Origin of the sequence: Sphingobium sp. 3R8 (assembly GCF_020166615.1) — a bacterium.
Classification (GTDB): domain Bacteria; phylum Pseudomonadota; class Alphaproteobacteria; order Sphingomonadales; family Sphingomonadaceae; genus Sphingobium; species Sphingobium bisphenolicum.
In genome coordinates this window covers 1-18,484 of record NZ_JAIQXR010000009.1, presented here as the reverse complement: position 1 = coordinate 18,484, position 18,484 = coordinate 1, and the positions used below count along the sequence as shown (strand labels likewise).

Here is an 18,484-nt window from a genome sequence, read left to right as displayed (position 1 = left end):
CGATCTGCGCGAGCGACGATCGCGGCGGGCCTTGCCCGTTTCAGCCGTTTCGTTGCGCTGCGGAGGACGCTCTGCAGTACACCTACTGGATAACGAAGTTCGTGAAATAGACGTTGTCCACGCCGCCATAACCGGTCTTCTGCTTCAGGATATCGTTGATGATGCCCCTGATCTTGCCCTGGAGCATCTGCTTGCCCTTCGGCGTATCGAGTACTTCCTGCGGCTGCTCTGCCAGCATCATCAGCACCTGGCTGCGGATCGGCATCTCATGCTGCTTGATCGCGGCGATCACGCGATAGTCATAATAGGTCGACACGGCGATGGTGATCTGCGCAAAGGCATCTGTGTCCGACATGTTCGACGTAAAGGGCGCCTGAAGCTGGAAATAGGTCGCCTGATAGGCGGCCGGATTGGCCGGCGTCGGCAGGTCCATGCCCTTGCCGGGCGCATGGCCCGCGGACACGGCATGGCTTTCCCCGCCGCCGCCATGACCGCCGCCTTCGCCGCCGCCGCCCACTTCGCCCGCCCAGCCATGGGCAGTCGCGATCGCCTGCGCATCCTCACCCGCCAGCACCAGCACCGGCTTGTTCGGGTCTTCCTTCGGCCCTTCCGCCTTGGGGCTGAAGAAGCCGGCCGCGTACAGGCCGCCCGCTGCGCCTGCGCCACCCACGACGACGCCGACGACCAGCAGCAGGATCATCTTCATGCTCCCGCCCTTCTTTTTCTTGGCCTTAGGCTCGTCGCTCATCGTTCTGGTCCCCTAGGATAAAGTGCTGGTCACGCGTAGCGCGCGCGAACGGCCCCGCCGGCGTTTTCGCCGACGTCCGTATGGTTAAGAACGGCAGCATCACTCCCCGCTTTATGCCCGAAGGCGATATTTTCACGCGGCTGGCCGCGACCCTGCATATGCGACTGGGCCGACGACTGCCCCATCATCCCCTGACCCGCTCCCTGCCCCATGGCCTGATGGGCGTTCTGGCCCTGACCGCCGGATGGCTGTTGCGACGAATTCTGGTTGCCGCCGCTGTCCGCCCGCGCGGTTTCCGCGACAGGCGGCGCACGCTCGATCTTCACCTCGCTGATGCGCACCGCGGACAGACCCGCGTCCAGCTTCAGCCGGTCGCCCTCCTGCCGCAAGGCCTGTTCGGCCGCGTCGGTCGCGACTGTCAGGCTGACGGCGGCGCCGTCGGCGCCTTGGCGGATATCGACCTGGATCGGGCCGAGCTGGTCGGCGTTGATCTGGAACCGGCCCTGCGCGCCATTGGCCGACAGGCCGGCGATGTCGCGCGCCAATCCGTCGATCCACTGGCCTGATACGCTCATGTCCACCACCTGCGCGCCGAGGCTGGCGGAGAGATCGACGGTCGGGATGGCGGTTGCGATGGTCGCGAGCGGCGGCGTGCTTGGCTGAACCAGCGGTGCCAGCATCGATATACCGTCGTTCATCGCCGTCGGCAGGATCGCGGGCGCTGCGTCGGGGACCGTGTCGCGGACTGATGCGGCGGTTTCGGTTCGGCGCGGCGCGCGCAAGCTCATATGATCGCGCACCAACTGGAGCAGCGAGACGGCCTCCGCGCGCGGCTTGGTGGGCCCGGTGGGGAGGCTCGCCTGTGCGATGTCGATGGGCTGATCCAGGTCGTTCGCTTCCGAAGCCGCGGGCGCAGGCGTTACGACCGGCGTGGCCGACAAGGTTTCCGCGATCGGTGCAGCGACGGGCGATGCGGGAGTGGCCTGCGGGACCGGCCGGGCGGCTGGCGCGAGGTCGGCATTCTGCATGAGGGTAGCCGGAGCAGGCTGGCTGGCCGGGTGCGTGGCGTCCGGGGCAGGCATGGCAGCGGGCTTGCCGATCGACCTTTGCTCTACAGGCAGATCGGCGGAGGCGATCGCAGCTTGCGTCGGCAGCGGCGACACGGCGCTCGCCTCTGGCGCTGGTGCGACGGACGCAAGCGGCGCGGCCTCGACCGGCATCGGCGCGACGTCGTTCGACGCGACGGTCGGGGGCATCGGGATCACGGGGGACGGCGATGCTGTTGCTTCCGCAGCGATGAGGCTGGGTCGATCGACCGATGCGTCCGGGACGGACCGCGGCATGGGGGACGGTGCGGCGGTCGATCGCGAGACGGGGGACGGACCAGCGGCCTTGGCCTGGACCGCTTCGGCCGGTGCTGCTTCGGCCGGTGCTATTTCGGGTTGCGCGATGACGGGCGCAGCGATTGGAACAGGCGCGGTCGGCTGAGCCGGCGGCTGGCAGTCGTCCTGCGCAACGGGCATCGTCTCGTCTTCGGACGCCGACGGTTCGTGCGTGTCCTGCGCCCCGGATGTTTCGGTCGGCAGCGAGGCGGCGACAGGATCGGCCGAAACGGCATCGTGCGGCCGCGCGGGATGCGCCTTGACCGGCGCAGGCACGGACCGCTCGACGGTGGCAGGGGCGATCGGGGCCTTGGCAACCATTATGGCCGCGGGCAGCGCCGAAGAAGCCCCGGCACCCTGCGCCTGTTGCGGCAAGGAAATGTCGTCCCGCGCGTCGTCATCGTTCAGGGAAACGATCTCGACTGTTGGCTCGACCGGTGCGGCGGGCGTGGCGGGCGTGGCGGGCGTGGCGGGCGTGGCGGGCGCGAACGCCTCGTCCGCCTCGGAAAGTGCGACGACGAGCTGGACAGTTGTTTGGGGTTTTCCCGATTTTGGCAAGGGTGCGACAGAGGCAACCGGCGGTGTCGCAATCGCGATGGCAGGATGCCAGTCAGGCACATCAATCTCTTGATTTTCAATGCTATTTATAACGGGCGCGACACTTTCCGTTGCGGCGGCAACCGGCGCAGCCGGCTGCGCGGCGACGGTCGGCATAGTGCCCACGCTGTTCAACACTTGCGCGAAGTCCGTGCTGCCCTCGGCCGACATGGCGTCGGTCTTAACACCCGGCGATGCGGGCGTGGCGAACAAGAGCGCCTTGAGGCTGGTCAGCATGGTCATCATCAAACGTCCCCGTTACGCTGCATCCGGCGATAGCGCGGCAGCGCGGCAAGCCTTGTCTCACGCCACTCCTCCAGATCCGCGCGGGCGCGGTCCTTGAGGCGGGTGGCGATTTCCTTCTCGCGGTTCGCTGCAAGAGTCATGCCTTCTTTGGCCTCGACCTTGCGCTTGGCATCATAAAGCGCGCCGTCAAGCTGTCGCCCGGCCTGTTCCAGCCGGGTCGCCAGTTCCTGCATGGCGGCGAAGGACGCGCCGGTGGCCATGCCCTCCGTCTCGAACAATTCGCTGCGCACCTTGCGCAAGCGGTCGATATTGCGGGCAAGGCCATCGGCTTCGTCGCGCGCGCGAGCCGTTTCCGCGACCGCCATGGCATGTTGGACATGGCGGACGCGCAGCACGCGCTGACGGCGGCCGACCAGCCCCTTCATGCGCTAAAGCCCGCGACCAGCGCATCGGCGCTGGTGTCGAGGTCGATGCGGCTCTTCTGGTCCTGGCGAATGAAGTCGAGGATTTCCTGACGGCGGCGGACGGCTTCGTCGATGACCGGGTCGTTGCCGGGGCGATAGGCGCCCATCAGGATGAGATCGCGATTTTCCTCATAGGCGGCCCAGAGGCGGCGATAATTGGCGGCGGCCATGCGATGTTCGTCCGGCACGACGTCGGCCATGACGCGCGAGAGCGACTTGCCGATGTCGATGGCGGGGAAGATCGCCTGTTCGGACAGATGGCGCGACAGGACGAAATGGCCGTCCACGATGGCGCGGGCCGCGTCCACGATGGGATCGTCAGTATCGTCGCCATCGGCCAGCACGGTGTAGAGCGCGGTGATCGACCCGCCGGTGCGGGCGTCCACCCCTGCCCGCTCGACCAGACGGGGGATGAGCGCGAGGGCGGAGGGCGGATAGCCCTTCATCGCGGGCGGTTCGCCCAGAGCCAGGCCGATTTCACGCTGGGCATGGGCGCAGCGGGTGAGACTGTCGATGAGGAGCAACACCTTCTTGCCCCGCGCACGATAATATTCGGCGATGGCGGTGGCACGTGCGGCGGCGCGCAGGCGCAGCACCGGGGGATGATCGGCGGGGACGGCGACGACGATGCTCTTGTGCATCGTGTGCTTGAGTTTGGTTTCGAGGAAGTCGCTGACTTCGCGGCCGCGCTCGCCGATCAGGCCAACGACGACGATATCGGCTTCAGCCCCGGCGATCATCTGGCCCATCAGCACGGATTTACCGACGCCGGAGCCAGCGATGATGGCGATGCGCTGGCCACGCCCGGCGGTGAGCAGCGCGTTGACGGCGCGGACGCCCAGATCGAACGCTTCGGTGACGCGGCCCCGGTCGAGGACATTGCCCTTCACGCCGTTCAATGGCCAGGTGCCGCCCGCGATGATCGGCCCTTTGCGGTCGAGCGGCTGGCCCATGGCGTCGATGACGCGACCGATCAGGCCATCGCCGACCTGCACCATATTGGCCTGGCTGTCGGGTTCGACGCGGATGCCGTTTTCCAGCGGGGCGTCGGCATCGAGCGGGACCAGCAGGGTGCGGTCGCCGCGGAAGCCCACGACTTCGGCGCGGCAGACGGAGCCGTCGCTGGCCATGACGCGGGCGCCAGAGCCGATCGGGCGGCGGAAACCAGTGACTTCCAACATGCCGGCATCATGGCTGACGAGACGGCCGATCCGGCGGGGCGCACGGTTTTGCACCTGGAGATGGTCGAACAGGCTTTCCGCCTGGGCCAGCGCGGCGCGGATCATGCTTTCCCTTCCATATCGTCCATCAGCGCGCGCAGGCGCGCCAGGCGGACGTCCGGGCCATCCTCGACCCAGCCATCGGCGGTTTCCAGACGCACGCAGCCGCGATGCATCGCCTTGTCGCCGACCAGCTTGACGCCGATCGTCTCGCCTTCCAGCAAGGTGATGTCGTCGGGATGGAGATGCAGGGCGCTCTTGCCCTCTTCATTCTCGATGAAGGCGGCAACGCTGTCGCAGCGCTGCACCAACCGTTCGATGTCGATCTCCACTTCGCCGACAATCTGTTCGACCAGGCGGACGACGGTGGCGGAGAGCATGGTGGACAGCATGCCGCTGGGTGCGGGGGCAAGCGTTTCGAGCGCTTGCGTCAGGCGCTCGCGCGCATCGCTTTCTTCGCCATGGGTCTGGGCGGTGACGCGGCAGCCTTCATCGAAGCCCATGGTGAAGGCTTCCATCCGGGCCTCCTCCATCAGGTCGATTTCCGGTTCCGCCTCGATCACGCCGTTGCGCATCGTGCCGGTCCCGGTCTGGCCGGGCAGGCTGGCATAGAGGCTGCGAAAGCCGCCTTCGACGGGACGGAAGCCCGCGACCGCGACCGGCGTCGCATCCTGAACCGCGACGCCCCCCCAGAAGTTAGACAAAGTCGTTCCCCTTGCCGCCCAGCATGATGGTGCCCGCGTCCGCCATGCGGCGCGCGGTGGCGATGATGAGTTTCTGCGCGTCGATCACTTCGGCGAGGCGGATCGGGCCGCGTTCCTCGATCTCGTCGGCGATCGCCTGCGCGGCGCGGGCCGACATGGAGCTGAAGATCTTCGCCTTGAGCATGTCGTTCGCACCCTTGAGCGCCACGACCAGCACCTGACTGTCGACGGTGCGCATCAGCGTGCCGAGATTCTTGTCGTCCATGTCGATCAGGTTGTCGAAGACGAACATCTCCTCCTCGATCGTCTGGGCGATCATCTTGTCGCGCTTGGCGACGGCCTTCATGATCCGCTGTTCATTGTCCTTGCGGACATTGTTCATGATCGCGGCCGCTTCGACCGTGCCGCCGCGCTGCGACGCCGCGCCCTGCTTCTTGACCGGGCCGCGCAGCAGCAACTGTTCCAGATCGTCGAGCGCCTCGTTCGACACCGGGCCGAGCGTAGCGATGCGATAGACGATCTCTTCCTGATATTCGGACGGCAGCAATTGCAGCACGTCGGCCGCGACGGGCGCTTCCAGATGGGCCAGCACGATCGCCATGATCTGCGGATGCTCCATCTCGATCAGCGTGCCGATTTCCTTGGCGTCCATCCATTTGAGCATTTCCAGCTGGGTGGAGCGGGTCGGCGGGGTGATGCGGGCCAGGATGGTTTCCGCGCGTTCCTCGCCCAAAGCCTTGGTCATGGCGCCACGGATATGGCGGGTCGCGCCATAGCCGATGGTGGTGCGCTTCTTCGCCTTGGTCACGAAATGATCGAGCGCTTCGTTGACCTCTTCGGGATCGACATCCTGCACGTCGTACATGGCATAGCCGAGCTGACGCACTTCTTCGGGTTCGAGACGCGAGAGGATCTGGGCGGCTTCGTCTTCATCGAAGAGCATGAGGAGGACGGCGGCGGCGGCGCTGCCCTTCAGCGCCTCGGGACGACCGGGAACGATCTCAGGCATTTTCCTTCTTCCCCTCCTTCAGGAGGTCACGGACGACGAGCGCGGCGCGATCGGGGTCTTGCTTGACGAAGTTGCGGATGAGGTCTGCGCGCTGGGCGTAGTCGTAAGTGGAGGAGATCATGTCGAGCGTGATCTTGGGCGCGGCACCGTCGGGTGTCGCGGCAGTCGCCTGCTTGGTGATCTCGCTCGAAATCTCGCGACCGATGCGCTGGCCTTCCTCCGGGGTCGGCGCAGCCAGGGCGTCCGGTGCGGCGGCGCGGCGCTTGAGCAGCGGGCGACCGATGCCGAAGATGACCAGCAGCGCGACCAGCAGGGCCGATATGTTGCGCACCAGCGGCGACATCCAGTCGGCTTCATACCAGGGCGGGGTAACCTCCGCCGTCTTGAGGAAGCTGCGCGAGGACAGGGCCACCACATCGCCGCGGGCCTGGTCGAAGCCGACCGCGCCCTTCACCAGCGCTTCCAGCGCGGCGATTTCCTGCGGCGTGCGCGCCTTGCCGTCCGGCGCGGTGTCGAGCGCGACAGCGACCGACAGGCGCTTGACCGTGCCGATGGCGTCGCGGGTGACCGACACTTCGCGGCCCAGCTCGAAGCTGCGGTTGAACGTTTCTTCGGTCTTCATCAGCGGGTTGGGCGGGGTGCCGGGCTGACCCGCCTGCGCGCCCTGCGCGGTCTGGCCCTGCGCCACGGCCTGGCCATTGGGGTTGGTCTGGGTCACGGTCGGGTTGACCGGGGCCTGATTGCTGAGCGCGCCGGGAATGCCGGATGCTTCGCCCGCGCCCTGGCCGCGCGGATCGGACGCCCAGGTGCCGGTTTCGTTGCGCAGACGGGCTTCGTCCTGCGGATAGGTTTCGCGGGTCGCCTGACGTTCGGCGAAATTCAGTTCGGCATGGACCTCGGTCGAGAAATTGCCGGTGCCCAGGATCGGCGTCAGCAGCGCGATCACCGACTGGCGATAGCGATCCTCGATCTTGCCCTGAACGGCGAGCTGGCGATCGTCGGCGGCGTTGCCGTCATTGTTGCTGAGCAGGCGGCCATTCTGGTCGACCACCGAGATATCGTCCGGGTTGAGTTCCGGGATCGAGGAGGCGACGAGATGGACGATCGCACTGACCTGCTGGTCGGTAAGCGTGCGGCCATTGGCGAGACGCAGCATCACCGAAGCGGACGGCTTGCTCCGTTCGCGCAGGAAGACGCTGGGCGGCTCGACGGCGAGATGCACCTTGGCGGTTTCGACGCTGTCGATCGCCTCGATCGTGCGGGCCAGATCCATTTCGCGGGCCGAGCGCAGCTTTTCGCCTTCAACGGCGCGCGAAGCCCCCATCGGCAGGCTGTCGATCATGCTGTTGCCGTCGGGCGCGCTCTTGGGCAACCCCTGCGCGGCGAGCATCATCTTCGCCTTGAAATAATCGTCCTGCCCGACGGTCATGCCGCCGCTATTGTCGAAGCCATATTTGATGCCGTTCTGGTCCAGCACCTGCGCGACGGCCGACTTGTCGGTATCGGGCAAGGCGCGGAACAGGTCGCGCTGGGGCGGTTCGCGCAGCGCGAGCCAGGCCGCGCCGGCCACCGCGACGGTGCCGAGCAGGCCGAGCAGCGGCAGGCTCTTCGCCACCGCAGGCTGCTTGATGAAGCCGGTCAGGCGCGCCTTGAGCGCGTCCATTCCCTTGGCCCCGCCCCCGAAGGAGGTGCTGGAGGGGAGAGCAGGCGCCGATGCGCCGACATTGGTGCTGAGTGCGTTCTCGCTCATGGTTTAAACCGGCATGCTCATAATGTCCTTATAGGCGGACAGGAGTTTGTTGCGGACCTGGAGGGTCGCCTCGAAGCTGACCGACGCCTGCTGCTTGGCCAGCATGACCGCGGCGATATCGGTGGTTTCGCCACGTTCGAACGACGCTGCCGCCTCGCCGGCCTGATTCTGCAGGCCGTTGACCTGTTGCAGCGCGCTGTTGAGCGCTTCGGTGAAGCCGCCGGGCGCCGTGCCCTGCGTGCCGCCGGCGCCCGACGCGCCGTCGACCGGACCGGTCGAGGCGACATCGCGCAGCGCCGCATTCTTTTGCAGGATGGCGTTGCGGATCGCCATCACGCTGTCGGTGGGTGAAATGCCGTTGATGGCCATGGTTCAGCCCTCCTTCAAGCCGCTGCCAGCTCGCGCATCTCGGCGAGCCGATAGCGAAGCGTGCGTTCGGAAATGCCCAGCTTGCGGGCGGCGGCGGCGCGGTGGCCATCGGTTTCGCGCAGGGCGATGCGGATGGCTTCCAGCTTGCTGTGATGGGCGACGTCGCGCAGGCGGGTCGGCTCGACTGCGATCGACGCAGGCGCGACGATCGGCGTGACGACGCGCAGCGGCTGCGGCGCGCGGGCCAGATGCAGATCGTCCGCCTCGATCATCGCGCCGTCGCGCAGCACCAGCGCGCGCTGGAGCACATTGCCCAGTTCGCGGGCGTTGCCGGGCCAGACATGGGCGGTGAGCTTGTCCATCGCTGCGGCGGTCGGCCAGACGAAGCCGGCCTTGCCCATGTCCTGCTGGCGCAGCAGCATGGCGGCGGCGATCGCGGCGACATCGCCGGGGCGTTCGGCCAGCGGGCGCAGTTCCAGCGGCATGACGTTCAAGCGCCAGTAAAGATCTTCGCGGAAACGGCCGGCGGCGACCTCGTTAGCGAGATTGCGGTTGCAGGCCGCGATGATGCGGACATTGACCGGGACCGGATGGGTGGCGCCGACCGGCAGCACTTCGCCTTCCTGCAGCGCGCGCAGCAGCTTGGACTGGAGCGAGAGCGGCAGTTCGGCGATTTCGTCGAGGAAGAGCGTGCCGCCGTCCGCCGCGAGGAACAGCCCTTCCGACGCATTGGATGCGCCGGTGAAGCTGCCCTTCTTATGACCGAACAGCATCGCTTCCATCATGGTTTCCGGGAGCGCCGCGCAGTTGACGGCGATGAAGTCGTGGGCGGTGCGACCCGACTGGGCGTGCAGGAAGCGCGCCATGCCTTCCTTGCCGGTGCCGGTGTCGCCCTGGATCAGGACGGTGGCGTCGCTGCGGGCGACACGGCCGGCCAGCGTCATCAGGCGGGCGCTGCCGCTGTCGCCGACCGCGGGGATCGCGGCGGGACGGGCCAGTTCGGCGATGAGGGCGAAGGCGAAGCCCATGTCCGCTATGCCAAAGGCGACCCGCGCCGGCAGACCATTGGCGGCGGACAGCAGCGAAGGCGCACCGTCGATAACGTTGATCAGGATGTCCCGATAGGTGGCGTGACCGATCTCGGTCGCCAGCAGGATACGCCGGTCGTCCCTGTCACGGGGGTCGGCCGCATCGACGATGCGCACTTCATAGAAGGCATTTTCAAGCCAGTGCTGCAGCCCCGGAAGAAGCGCGCAGACGCCACGGCTCACGTCTAGTGTCGACATGAACAAAACCCCATCATTTGGCTGGCTTGTACCCCCGTACGCCCCAACCCCCTTCGATGGTTAACAAATAGCCCGTCTGTGGTTATCAGATAGTTAATGCCGTCTGCCGGCTTGCCGCAATGCGGCAGTTTTTTTCCGGCAAAAACGGCAATATCTTCGACCTTGGTCTAAGGCGCGCGCGTCGCGCCCGCGTAGGGGGGTTTTCGGACCGCCCGAATCACGCCCTTTCCAAAAAAATCGACATCGGCGCTAAAAGCCCATGGCGCCCCGCCGTTATCCCCTTTCGAGGCCGCAAGCGCTCTAACGGATGGCAGCGACCTGATAGTGAAACGAAAGGGAACACCATGACTGTTATCGGAACCAACACTGCAGCGCTGCGCTCGGCCAATGCTTCGTCGATGGCCAGCAAGTCGCTGAGCACCGCGATGGAACGCCTGTCGACCGGCAAGCGCATCAACAGCGCGAAGGACGACGCCGCCGGTCTCGCCATCGCTTCGAGCATGACGGCGCAGATCAAGGGCATGACCCAGGGCGTCCGCAACGCCAATGACGGCATCAGCCTGGCGCAGACGGCGGAAGGTGCGCTCGGCGAAGTCACCAACATGCTGCAGCGTATGCGTGAACTGTCGGTCCAGGCGCTGAACGGCACCAACGACACCGACGCCAAGGCGAACATCCAGGCGGAAGTCGCGCAGCTCCAGACCCAGATCACCGATACGCTGGCGAACACCGAATTCAACGGCACGAAGCTGTTCGACGGTTCCACCGCCACCGTGACGATCCAGGCCGGCGCCAACGCGTCCGACACTGTCGACATCACGCTGGACGACGTGACGACCGCAATGACCAACGCTTTGGCGGTCGATGTCACCACCGGCACCTCGGCTGACCTCGACACGTTCGACACCGCGATCGCTTCGATCGCCACGACCCGCGCCAACCTCGGTGCGGTGCAGAACCGCCTCGAATCGACGGTCAACAACCTGACCAACAACATCACCAACCTGACCGACGCCCGCAGCCGCATCGAAGACGCCGACTTCTCGGCCGAAACGACGGCGCTCGCCAAGCAGCAGATCCTGAGCCAGGCGTCGACCGCGATGCTGGCCCAGGCCAACCAGAGCCAGCAGGGCGTGCTCAAGCTGATCGGCTAAGGCGTAACAAGATTGGTCGGCTGAGGTCTTGGTCACCGCCAGCCGCCCAAGTGGCCCCCGGCACATCAACAGTCCCCACCGTGCCGGGGGCGACACCTTCGATCGAACGACCAGCCTGTTTGAAGCCTCCGTCCCCCCGGGCGGAGGCTTCTTCGCATGGAGGCGCGGATACAGACTTGGCTTCGCCGGTTGTGCCTCCCATGATAAAGGCCATGACCCAGATCAACCGACGCGCGATGATCGCCGCATCCGCATCCGCCCTTCTTCTTCCGGACATGCTGCTGGCCCAGACTGGCGGCGACGTCTTTTCATGGGATCGACTGGTCGGGCAGGCGCAGCGCCTCGCCCGCGCGCCGTTCAGGGAGACGCCGCCGCATCCCGGCGCGGCGAAGGTCGATTATGACGCCCTGCATCAGGCGCGGTTCCGCGACGAGCGCACCCTATGGGGCGACCTGCCCGGCGACACCGGCGTCCGTTTCTTCCCGCTTTCGGTGAACGCCGCCCAGCCAGTGTCGATCGCGATCGTGGAAAAAGGGCGCGCGACCCCGCTGCGCTACGATCCGACCATGTTCGACACGCCCCCAGGCAATGCCGTGGCGGCGCTGGGGCCGGATGCGGGCTTTGCCGGTTTCCGCATCATGAATGCGACGCGCGACGGCGACTGGCTGTCCTTCCTCGGCGCAAGCTATTTCCGCGCGCCCAGCCCGCAGAAGCAATTCGGCCTGTCGGCCCGCGCGATCGCGATCAACACCAGTCTGGCCGGCAAGGAAGAGTTTCCCCGCTTCACCCATTTCTGGCTGGAACGGACGGGCGCAAGCAGCGTCACTATCTATGCGTTGCTCGACGGCGCATCGATCAGCGGCGCGTTCCGTTTCGTCAGCAGCCTGGGGCCGCAGGGGGTGCGGCAGGATATCACCGCCGCCCTCTTCCCCCGACGCACCATCCCCGAACTGGGGCTGATGCCGATGACCAGCATGTTCTGGTACGATCAGGCGAACCGCATCCAGGGGACCGACTGGCGGCCGGAAATCCATGACAGCGACATGCTGTCGATCGCCAGCGCCGACGGGACCGCCCATGCCCGGCCGATCGTGAACCCGTCCGCGCCGCATTTCAGCGCCTTCAAGGAAGTGAGCCCCAAGGGCTTCGGCCTGCTGCAACGCGACCGCGACTTCGACCATTATCAGGATGATGGCGTCTTCTACGATCGCCGCCCCTCGCTCTGGTCGACGCCGACCGAGCCGCTGGGTGCAGGCGCCGTACGCCTCTACGCCTTCCCCACCGACAGCGAATATACCGACAATGTCGCCGCCTACTGGACGCCCGATGCCGCGCCGCGCGCGGGGGCGCGGATCGACCTGGCCTATCGGCTCGACTGGTCCGCGGCGCCCGCGCCGGCCTCTGCCGGCATCGCCATCGTCGAGAATGTCTGGCGCGGGCGCGGCGACGGCGATGCCGATCGGCTGGTGATCGACTTTGCGGGCGCAGCTGCGGGGAGCAAGCCCGATATCTGGGCGGACGTAGCCGGCGGTACGCTCATCAAGAAGGCCGGTTATCCGGTGCTGGGCCGCGACGGCCTGTTCCGGACGGTGCTCGACATCAAGCGCGCGCAGGGCAAGTCGGCCGATATTCGGCTCCAGTTGCGGACCGGCGATCGCGGATTGAGCGAATATGTGCATTATCCGCTGGGCGCTTAGCGGGAACCGTCTATGCATCGGGCGGTTGTGACATATTGGGTCAATCGCGATGGGTCTGAGGAATGATGGGGAATGGAGGCGTGCAGGCGCCGACCACCGATGCCGGGGGCAAGCCGCTGGCGCGCGCCTTTGAACAGGTGCCGCCGGAAAATCCGCTGGCGATGCCGGAACAGGATTTCGGCGCCCGGCCCGACCTGATCGCGCGCCGCCCGCTCAATATCGACATCTGGGCGCGCCGCCTGCTGGTGGTGCTGCTCGCCCTGCTGCCCGCCGCGATGGCTGCGCATGAAATGCGCCGATCGATCGGGCTGGACGGTATTTCCGCGTGGGAAGGCGTCTATCTCGCGCTCTTCATTCCGCTGTTCGCCTGGATCGCCTTCGGCTTCGCCACCGCAATGATCGGCTTCCTGCTGCTGACGGTTGGCAAGGGGCGGAGCGTGACGCCGCGTCCGCTGAATGCCGCCACCCCGCTGAAGGGCAAGACCGCGATCCTGCTGCCGGTGTGCAATGAGGATTTCCTGGGCGTGCTGGGCCGGCTGTCGATCATGGAGCGGTCGCTGGCGCAGGTGATGGGCGGCGAGCGGTTCGAATTTTTCATCCTGTCGGACTCCAGTCCCGAAAGTGGCGAGGTGGAGCGCCGCGCCTATCAGGAAATGCGCGCCTCCTTCTCCCGCCCGGTTCATTATCGTCGGCGCGCGCTCAACATCGGCCGCAAGCCAGGCAATATCGCCGAATGGGTGCAGCGTTTCGGCGGCGGGTACGATTATATGGTGGTGCTGGACGCCGACAGCGTGGTGAGCGGGCAGACGATGGCCCGCCTCGCCGCCGACATGGAGCGGCATCCGCATGTCGGGCTGATCCAGACCGTCCCCACCGTGATGGGCGCGGCCACGTTGTTCGCGCGCTGGCAGCAATTCGCCAGCCGCCTGTTCGGTCCGACGTCCGCCGCGGGCATGATCTGGTGGGCGGGATCGGAGGGCATGTTCTGGGGCCATAATGCGATCGTGCGGGTAAGCGCCTTCGCGCAAAGCTGCGGCCTGCCCGAACTGCCGGGCCGTGCGCCGTTCGGCGGGCATATTTTGAGCCACGACATGCTGGAGGCCGCCCTGCTGCGGCGGCGCGGCTGGGACGTGCATATGGTCACGGCCGACGACAGTTTCGAGGAATTTCCGCCCTCCATGCCGGACCTGTTCACCCGCGACCGGCGCTGGTGCCAGGGCAATATCCAGCATGTGCCGTTGCTGGTGAAGATCGCCGGGTTGCATCCGGTCAGCCGGTTCCAGTTGCTGGTCGGCGCGTCGGCCTATTGCACGTCGCCGCTGTGGCTGGCGCTGATGCTGGTGGTGCTGGGTGGCGCGCTGGCCGGGGTGTGGCCGCCCGCCGCGATCCTGCCGTCGGGCGGATTGCTGGCGCTGACGGCGGTGCTGTTGTTCGGTCCAAAGATATTGGCGATCATCTGGGCGATGGCCGATCCGGCCCGGCGCATCGGTTTTGGCGGCGCGGCGCGAATGACGCGCGGCGTTCTGGTCGATATCATCCTGTCGATCCTGATGGCGCCGGTGGCGATGCTGACGCAGACGATCAACCTGTTCAGCATCTTGATGGGCCGCAAGGCAAGCTGGAACGGGCAGACCCGCGATCGCGACGGCATGGCGATCACCAGTGCGATCTGGCTGTTCAAATGGCATTTGCTGCTGGGCGCGGGGCTGACCGCGATGGCGGTGAAGGCCGGCAGCCTGGGCTGGATGTCGCCGGTGGTCGCCGGCCTGTTCGCCGCGCCGATGCTGGCCGCGCTGACGGCGCGCAAGGATCTGGGGCGCAAGGCGGAAGAACATGGCCTGTTCCAGGTCGCCGATCCGTGGTGGCGCACGCAAAGCTATCGTCCGTTGCGGTTCCGCTGGCCGACGACGGATGGGCGGCGGGTCGGGCCGCTGGCGGCGAATGATGAGTGATGGATTAGGTAATCAGCCGTTGGGCGCGTCATGGAGATCGTAGGACCGGGTTCCCGCCTTCGCGGGAACACCGCCAGCCTGAAGGTCAGTCGTCCCAGTCGCGCAGTTTTTCGCGCAGCTTGTCGAGCGCCGCTTTCTTGATCTGGCAGACGCGGGCGGCGCCGATGTCCAGCGTGTGGCCGATTTCCTCCAGGTTCAGTTCCTCGACGAAATAGAGTTGCAGGACCATCGCTTCGCGCTGGGGCAGTTCGCCGATGCAGGCGGCCAGCGCTTTTTTGAGGGACTCACGTTCCATGATGTCGTCGGCGCGATCCTCCACGTCCGCGAACCACATCGACTGGTCGGAATAGACTTCGTCCATGCTGGTATGCTGAACCATTTCGACGCTGTCGGCGATCTCGCGATAGGCGGCCGGCTCAAGCCCCATGTCGGCCGACATTTCGGCCTCGGTCGGCAGGCGGCCGAGCTTCTGCTCCAGCCGGTTGCGGACCCCGGCAAGTTGTTTCCGCCTGGCCATTGCCGACCGGCAAATCGTTGCCTGCCGCCGCAGATGGTCGATCATCGCGCCGCGCACGCGCAACTGGGCATAGGCGGCGAAGCCCAGACCCCGATCCTCGAAGCTGTTGGCGGATTCGACCAGTGCGACCATGCCGATCTGGAGCAGATCCTCTATCTCTATCGCGGTGGAAACGCGGCCATGGACGTGCCAGGCGATCTTGCGCACCAGCGGCATATATTGGCGGGCCAGCCGTTCCGGGCTGTTTTCGCCAGGCTTGCCATAGGTGTGGGCGCCAGCCGCAATCTTGTTCATATACATGGCTCAGCCTCCTTTCAGGCGACCCGCTCGCGCGTTTGTTCCTGGCGCGGTGCGGGGTCGTGGCGGGGCGTGGGACGTTGTTCATTGCCGACCACGGCGACCACTTCAACGCCCTTGCCATCGGGAATTTCGAGGAAGGACAGCACTGGCGTTTCGGGCAAATGCGGCTTGAACAGCCGGGCGAGCGCGCGACGCGCGACCGGCGAGGTGACGATGGCGAAGTTGCGCGCCTGCCCCATCAGCGGCCGGGCGGCATGAATCACCGCTTCGACGATGCGGTTGGCGAGCGCGGGTTCGATCGGATGCTTGGCGTCGCCCGCGACGCGCATGGCCTGCGCCAGCAAGCCTTCGAGATCGCCGTCAAGGGTGATGACCGGCAGCGGCATCTTGACCGGGACGAGCCCCTGGATGATGAGCGCGCCGATGCGCTGGCGCACCGCCTCGACCAGTTGTTCGTGGCTCATGTCGGGGCGTGCGGCGTCGACCATCGCCTCGCAGATGCGGCGGAAGTCCTTGAGCGCGATGCCTTCGCCCAGCAGGGCGCGACACAGAGCGCTGATCTGCGTCAGGCTGAGCGTGCCGGGCGTCAGGCCATCGACCAGTTGCGGCGCAGCGTCCTTCAGATTGTCGAGCAGCTTGCGCGCTTCATCCAGGCCGAACATTTCGGCGGCGTTCATCGCGATGAGCTGATTGAGGTGCGTGGCGACCACCGTCGGCGGATCGACGACGGTATAGCCCGCAACCACGGCTTCGCTGCGCTTGGCCTGCGATATCCAGACGGCGTCGAGGCCGAAGGTCGGGTCTTTGGCCGGGCGACCGGCGACCGTGCCTTCCAGCGCGCCGCTGTCGAGCGCGAGCAGATCGTCGGGCCAGATTTCGTCCTCGCCCACGACCACGCCCGCGATGGTGATGCGATATTGATTGGGTTCGAGCGCCAGATTGTCCTTCACGCGAACCATCGGCACGACGAAACCCAGTTCCTTGGATAGCTGGCGGCGGATGCCGGTGATGCGGGCCATGAGCGGCGCGCCCTTGCGCTCGTCCACCAGGCTGATGAGGCCATAGCCGATCTCGAGACCCAGGATCGCGCCGTCCGACACATCGTCCCATTCGATGACGGCCGGGTTGGGCGCGGGGGCGACCGGCGCAGGCTCGGCCGCCTTTTTCTGGACAGCCTTGCGCAATTGCCAGGCAATGCCACCGGCGACCGCCGCGGCCGACAGGATGATGAGATGGGGCATGCCAGGCAGGATGCCCAGAAAGCCCAGGATCGCGGCGACCGGCACCCAGGCGCGGCCCGACCCGAACTGGCCGGCGATCTGGCCGCCCAGATCCTGCTCGCTCTTGACGCGGGTGACGATGGAGGCGGCGGCGATGGAGAGCAGCAGCGCGGGGATCTGCGCCACGAGCGCGTCGCCGATCGCCAGAATGATATAGGTCTGCGCGGCTTCGCCAATGGCGAGGCCATGGCTGACCACGCCCAGGATGATGCCGCCGACGATGTTGATGACCAGGATCAGGATGCCAGCGACCGCATCGCCCTTCACGAACTTGCTGGCGCCGTCCATCGAGCCGTAGAAGTCCGCCTCGGTCGCGACTTCGACGCGGCGGATTTTGGCTTCTTCCGGCGTCATCAAACCGGCGTTCAGGTCGGCGTCGATCGCCATCTGCTTGCCCGGCAAGGCGTCCAGGGTGAAACGCGCCGACACTTCGGACACGCGTCCCGCGCCCTTGGTGATGACGACAAGGTTGATGATCATCAGGATGGCGAAGACGAAGATGCCCACGACATAGTCGCCGCCGATCAGGAAGTGGCCGAAGGCTTCGATCACCTGCCCGGCCGCGTCGGAGCCTTCATGTCCCTGCACCAGCACGACGCGGGTCGAGGCGACGTTGAGCGCGAGACGCAGCAGGGTCGCGAACAACAACACGGTGGGAAAGCTGGAGAAATCGAGCGGCTTGCCCGCGTTCAGCGCCACCATCAGCACCGCAAGGGAAATCATGATGTTGGTGATGAAGCCGATGTCCAGCATGATCGCCGGCACCGGGACCATCATGAACACGACGACCATCAGCGTGGCGAACGGCAGCACGGCGCCCTTGACGGCGCTCATCCAGATCTTCGCTTTGACTTGGGCAGGAGACATTGCGGCCGTTTACCTTCCGAGGGTGGCGAGCATGAGATAGGCGAGGCGGGCGGTCTGCGGTTGCGGCTTGACCATGATGTCAGGCTGCTCGGCGAGGCGCTGGGTTTCGATCCGCACATAGTCGGCGGGCTGGACCGTCTTCGCGCCCGAAGGCAGCGCAGCGGAGGCATATTGGATGTCGGCGCCGAGGCCGTCGGAGTTCTTCTGGAGCTTCGACGCAAAGCGGTCACGGATGTCGGCGAAGCTGCGAGCGTGGCCCTGCTTGTCGAAGAAGATCGAACGGTTGGCGCGCGCCGCGGACGGGAACAGCGATGCCGCCGTCGCATCCGGCGCGCGGTCATGGACCGACAGGAATTTGGAGGCACCGCCGACGCCGAGGAAATGGGCGAGGTAGAGATCGACCGGCTGGGCTTCGCGGCCCAGCTTCGATTCCAGATAGGCCTTGTTGTCGGCCGCATGTTCCGCCGCCATGACCGACGCGGTTTCGGGGTGCTTGCGCAGGTCTAATATCTGTTTGCGCAGGTCGGGGTCGGCCACATAATAGCGGCCGCCGCTCTGCTGGATCGCGTCGGACGCCCAGCCCAGCCCATATTCGCTGCCATGCTTGTCGACGACGGCGAGCCAGCTCTGGTCGATGAACTGATAGAGGCCGGTGGCGGACGATGTCGCCGCACGGGCCGTGGGGTTCAGGCTGGATTCGATCTTGGCCTGACCGAGCAAATAGGAGAAGTCGACACCAGTACGGCGGCTCGCCATCGCAATCGCGTTGGTGACGCGATTACCTGTCGAACTCCCGGTTACTGATATGTCTGCGAAAGCCGACACGACTAAAATCCTCACTTGCTAGCGAGGACATTAGAGCAAGGCTTGTGCCAAGATTTGGTTAACGTGAGTAAGGATTTCGCGCCCTACAACGAAAAACGGCGCCGAAGGGCGCCGCTT

Annotated in this window: 15 protein-coding genes; 3 read left to right on the top strand and 12 right to left on the bottom strand. The window is 66.1% G+C overall.

What is annotated here, in order from left to right; all coding sequences use genetic code 11:
- Window positions 1-82 precede the first annotated feature (82 nt).
- From fliL to K9B33_RS10285, 9 genes are read right to left on the bottom strand one after another with little or no spacing between them, the layout of a single operon-like run.
- Window positions 83-748, bottom strand: a complete 666-nt coding sequence (gene fliL, locus K9B33_RS10325; protein ID WP_224548558.1) for a flagellar basal body-associated protein FliL — start codon at window positions 746-748, stop codon at window positions 83-85.
- Window positions 749-777: 29 nt separating this feature from the next.
- Window positions 778-2,973: a flagellar hook-length control protein FliK gene (locus K9B33_RS10320; protein WP_224548556.1), complete on the bottom strand. Its 2,196-nt coding sequence runs from the start codon at window positions 2,971-2,973 to the stop codon at window positions 778-780.
- Window positions 2,973-3,398, bottom strand: coding sequence for a hypothetical protein (locus tag K9B33_RS10315; protein WP_224548554.1), 426 nt, complete (start codon window positions 3,396-3,398; stop codon window positions 2,973-2,975). The genes K9B33_RS10320 and K9B33_RS10315 overlap by 1 nt, the downstream gene beginning before the upstream one ends.
- On the bottom strand, window positions 3,395-4,723 hold the full coding sequence (locus tag K9B33_RS10310; protein ID WP_224548552.1) for a FliI/YscN family ATPase: 1,329 nt from the start codon (window positions 4,721-4,723) through the stop codon (window positions 3,395-3,397). Before K9B33_RS10310 ends, K9B33_RS10315 begins: the two co-directional genes overlap by 4 nt.
- Window positions 4,720-5,361, bottom strand: coding sequence for a FliH/SctL family protein (locus K9B33_RS10305; RefSeq protein WP_224548550.1), 642 nt, complete (start codon window positions 5,359-5,361; stop codon window positions 4,720-4,722). Before K9B33_RS10305 ends, K9B33_RS10310 begins: the two co-directional genes overlap by 4 nt.
- Window positions 5,354-6,370, bottom strand: coding sequence for a flagellar motor switch protein FliG (gene fliG, locus K9B33_RS10300; protein ID WP_224548549.1), 1,017 nt, complete (start codon window positions 6,368-6,370; stop codon window positions 5,354-5,356). Before fliG ends, K9B33_RS10305 begins: the two co-directional genes overlap by 8 nt.
- Window positions 6,363-8,120 (bottom strand): flagellar basal-body MS-ring/collar protein FliF, encoded by a 1,758-nt coding sequence (gene fliF, locus K9B33_RS10295; protein WP_224548547.1) that lies wholly within the window; start codon window positions 8,118-8,120, stop codon window positions 6,363-6,365. The genes fliG and fliF overlap by 8 nt, the downstream gene beginning before the upstream one ends.
- A 3-nt stretch (window positions 8,121-8,123) precedes the next feature.
- Window positions 8,124-8,483: a flagellar hook-basal body complex protein FliE gene (fliE, locus tag K9B33_RS10290; RefSeq protein ID WP_224548779.1), complete on the bottom strand. Its 360-nt coding sequence runs from the start codon at window positions 8,481-8,483 to the stop codon at window positions 8,124-8,126.
- Window positions 8,484-8,503: 20 nt separating this feature from the next.
- A complete protein-coding gene (locus tag K9B33_RS10285; RefSeq protein ID WP_224548545.1) occupies window positions 8,504-9,775 on the bottom strand; it encodes a sigma-54 interaction domain-containing protein in 1,272 nt (423 codons plus the stop codon).
- A 344-nt stretch (window positions 9,776-10,119) separates the two neighbouring features.
- On the opposite strand from K9B33_RS10285, the gene K9B33_RS10280 reads away from it, so the two are divergent.
- The 3 genes from K9B33_RS10280 to mdoH all read left to right on the top strand — a co-directional run bounded on the left by K9B33_RS10280 (window position 10,120) and on the right by mdoH (window position 14,578).
- On the top strand, window positions 10,120-10,929 hold the full coding sequence (locus K9B33_RS10280; protein WP_224548543.1) for a flagellin: 810 nt from the start codon (window positions 10,120-10,122) through the stop codon (window positions 10,927-10,929).
- Window positions 10,930-11,141: 212 nt separating this feature from the next.
- A complete protein-coding gene (locus K9B33_RS10275) occupies window positions 11,142-12,626 on the top strand; it encodes a glucan biosynthesis protein (protein ID WP_224548542.1) in 1,485 nt (494 codons plus the stop codon).
- Window positions 12,627-12,688: 62 nt separating this feature from the next.
- The gene (mdoH, locus tag K9B33_RS10270; protein ID WP_411974002.1) at window positions 12,689-14,578 is read left to right on the top strand and encodes a glucans biosynthesis glucosyltransferase MdoH; all 1,890 of its coding nucleotides are present in this window, start codon (window positions 12,689-12,691) and stop codon (window positions 14,576-14,578) included.
- Window positions 14,579-14,663: 85 nt separating this feature from the next.
- Here the strand turns inward: mdoH and K9B33_RS10265 are convergent, their stop codons facing one another.
- From K9B33_RS10265 to K9B33_RS10255, 3 genes are read right to left on the bottom strand one after another with little or no spacing between them, the layout of a single operon-like run.
- Window positions 14,664-15,395 carry a sigma-70 family RNA polymerase sigma factor gene (locus K9B33_RS10265; protein WP_224548541.1) on the bottom strand — a complete coding sequence of 244 codons (732 nt, stop codon included), beginning with the start codon at window positions 15,393-15,395 and terminating at the stop codon, window positions 14,664-14,666.
- Between the two features lie 14 nt (window positions 15,396-15,409).
- Complete coding sequence (flhA, locus tag K9B33_RS10260; protein ID WP_224548540.1) at window positions 15,410-17,542, bottom strand: flagellar biosynthesis protein FlhA; 2,133 nt, start codon at window positions 17,540-17,542, stop codon at window positions 15,410-15,412.
- Window positions 17,543-17,551: 9 nt separating this feature from the next.
- Entirely contained in the window at window positions 17,552-18,367 is an 816-nt protein-coding gene (locus K9B33_RS10255) for a lytic transglycosylase domain-containing protein (protein ID WP_224548539.1), read from the bottom strand.
- Between the last annotated feature and the right edge of the window lie 117 nt (window positions 18,368-18,484).